The following is a 2,934-nucleotide window of genomic DNA, read 5'->3' on the forward strand; positions in this document are numbered from 1 at the left end:
CCGCCGGAGCTTTCGACCCCCACCCATGCAGGCAGGAGTGATATCCGGTATTAGACCCCGTTTCCAGGGCTTGTCCCAGAGTGAAGGGCAGATTGCCCACGTGTTACTCACCCGTTCGCCACTAATCCACCCCGAAGGGCTTCATCGTTCGACTTGCATGTGTTAAGCACGCCGCCAGCGTTCGTCCTGAGCCAGGATCAAACTCTCCGTGAATGTTTACCGGTAATCCGGTTCGCACACACGAGAGCGGAACGAGAGGAGGAATGATCCCCTCGTTCACAGCGTCCTCGCTGTGTTTGTTTCAAAGGAACCTCATCCTCGGCCATCGGCCGGGGACGGGGTATCAACTAATCTGGCGTTGATTTTTGGCACGCTGTTGAGTTCTCAAGGAACGGACGCTTCCTTTGTACTCACCCGAGAGACTCTCTCAGGCTTTCCTCCGGGCTTTTCCCTTCGGTCTTGCGTTTCCGACTCTATCAGATCTTTTCCCGATCCGATTTCCTCGGTGCTTTCCGGTTCCCGCTCTCCGCTTTCGCTTCGGGCGTTTCCCTTTCGGCGTTTCCGACTCTATCAGATCCTTTCGGCGTCTGATTCCCAGTCAGCGGGGGTTGTCTTCCCGGCCGTTGGGCCGTTCCGACGTCTCAAACCTTAGCGGATCCGCTCGGTGATTCCCAATCGGGCTACCGGGCCCCGAATCGAATTGAATTCGAGCATGCGGACATGCCGAATTCGACCCCGTCGGGAGTGATCGTGCTGATGGTGTGAGTGCCGCTCGCGCGGCGGGAGTGCTACCGGAGAACCGTTACGGCTCCGTGGCAACTCGAAGAACCTTACGGATCGCCCAGACCTCTGTCAAGACGCTCCTGTCAAGATCTTTTACTCAAGATCGCTGAGACGGCCCCCGGCATCCGGCTGAGCGTGCTCCACCCGGCGTAGCAGCCTGGTCAGAACCTCACCCAGCGTCGTGCGCTCCTGCGGGGACAGGTCCTGGAGGAGGTCCTCCTCGAAGACGGAGGCGAGCCGCATGGCCTCCAGCCACATCTCGCGGCCCTCGGGAGTCAGCTCGACGATGACGCGGACCCGGTTGGACTCGTCGCGTGCCCGGGTCACGTACCCCTCGGTCACCATGCGGTCGATCCGGTGGGTCATCGCGGCCGGCGTGAGGCCGAGGCGTTTGGCGAGGTCTCCGGGGCCGAGCCGGTAGGGGGCGCCGGAGAGGACGAGGGCCTTGAGGACTTCCCAGTCGGCGTTGGAGATGCCGAGCGCCGCGGTCTGGCGGCCGTAGGCGACGTTCATCCGGCGGTTCAGCCGGGACAGCGCCGAGACGATCTTCTCGACCTGGGGGTCGAGGTCGCGGAACTCGCGCTGGTAGGCGGCGATCTGCTCGTCGAGAGTCGGTTCGCCGGGGGTGTCGGGGTGGTCGCCCATGCCGGTCAGTATCGCATGGGCCTGTTGGCGTTCAAGTTCTTCAAGGTGTACGGTTTAGCTCGAAATTTTATCTTCGAAGTCTTCGTTCCTAAGTACTGGAACCCCGCAACAACGATGCGGCGACTACTTGAGAGAGGTGAACGTGACCAGGGAGAAGGGCGCGGCGATGCGCCGGATCCACGTGGGCAACGCACTCAGCGCGTTCGGGCTCGGCTTCACCGTCCCCTACCTGTACGTCTATGTGGCGCAGGTGCGGGGACTCGGCGCCATGACCGCGGGGCTCGTCCTCGCCGTCTTCGCCGTCGCCGCGCTGATCGTGCTGCCGTTCGCCGGGCGGGCCATCGTCCGGCGCGGCCCGCTGCCGGTGCTCCTCGTCGCCCTGGTCACCGCCGCGTTCGGCGCCCTCGCGCTGGGCCTCGCGGCGAGCGCCGTCGCCGTACTCGCCGCGGCTGCCCTGCTCGGGGCCGGGCAGGCCGTGATGTCGCCCGCGCTGGCGACGATGATCGTGGACTGCTCGACGTCCCAGACGCGGTCGAGGGCGTTCGCGACGCAGTTCTTCCTCCAGAACCTCGGTCTCGGCGTCGGTGGTCTGATCGGCGGGCATCTCGTGGACACGTCGAAGGCGTCCTCGTTCGTGCTGCTGTTCTCGATCGAGGCGGCGATGTTCCTGCTGCTGGTCGTCCTGATGGCGACAGTCCGCGTGCCGCACGCCCCTCAGGGCGCCGACACGCCGCGCTCCGCGAAGGCGAGCTGGCGCGAGCTGCTGTCCAACCGTGCAATGGTCCAGCTCTCGGTGCTCGGTTTCGTCCTCTTCTTCGCCTGCTACGGCCAGTTCGAGTCAGGTCTGAGCGCGTACGGCGTCGAGGCGGCCGGCATCTCGCCGTCCACGCTCGGTACGGCGCTGGCGGCGAACACGGCGATGATCGTCGTCGCCCAGTTCGCGATCCTGCGTTCCGTGGAACGCCGACGCCGCTCCCGCGTCATCGCGGCCGTCGGCCTGATCTGGGCCGTCGCCTGGGCGGTGGCCGGTTTCGCAGGCTTGGGCCACGCGAGCCCGGATGTAGCCACGGCCGCGTTCGTCTCGACGTACGCGCTCTTCGGCCTGGGCGAGTCGATGCTGTCCCCCACGGTCGCCCCCCTGGTCGCGGACCTGGCCCCCGCAGGCATGGCCGGCCAGTACAACTCGGCCTTCGCCCTGGTCAAACAGCTCGCACTGGCCATCGGCCCAGCGATCGGCGGCCCCATGGGGGCGTCCCTCCACGCCCCGTACGTCGTGACGTTCCTCCTGTTCTCGCTCGGCATCACATGGCTGGCCCTGCGGCTGGGCCGACAGCTCACTCCCATCCAGGACCAGCCCTTGCTGGCCCGGAACCGAGTGGTCGCGCGGGGCGGAGCACAGGTGGAGCCGGTCAGCGCTTAAGAAACTCACCCAGCTACGACCCACCACACCCCCAGCAAACCCGCACCCACTCCACCCCGCTCACCTAGCTGCGGGCAGTCGTGCCG

Annotated in this window: 2 protein-coding genes and 1 rRNA gene; 1 reads left to right on the plus strand and 2 read right to left on the minus strand. The window is 65.8% G+C overall.

Going from position 1 to position 2,934, the window contains the following annotated elements; all coding sequences use genetic code 11:
* Both AOK24_RS09300 and AOK24_RS09305 read right to left on the minus strand, forming a co-directional pair.
* Positions 1 to 213, minus strand: a 16S ribosomal RNA gene (locus AOK24_RS09300); the annotation flags it as partial.
* Positions 214 to 876: 663 nt separating this feature from the next.
* Positions 877 to 1,428, minus strand: a complete 552-nt coding sequence (locus AOK24_RS09305; protein WP_055719579.1) for a MarR family winged helix-turn-helix transcriptional regulator — start codon at positions 1,426 to 1,428, stop codon at positions 877 to 879.
* 166 nt (positions 1,429 to 1,594) lie between these two features.
* On the opposite strand from AOK24_RS09305, the gene AOK24_RS09310 reads away from it, so the two are divergent.
* On the plus strand, positions 1,595 to 2,848 hold the full coding sequence (locus AOK24_RS09310; protein WP_079056738.1) for an MFS transporter: 1,254 nt from the start codon (positions 1,595 to 1,597) through the stop codon (positions 2,846 to 2,848).
* The last annotated feature ends 86 nt before the right edge of the window (positions 2,849 to 2,934 follow it).

The organism is Streptomyces niveiscabiei (assembly GCF_001419795.1).
Taxonomy (GTDB): Bacteria; Actinomycetota; Actinomycetes; order Streptomycetales; family Streptomycetaceae; genus Streptomyces; species Streptomyces niveiscabiei.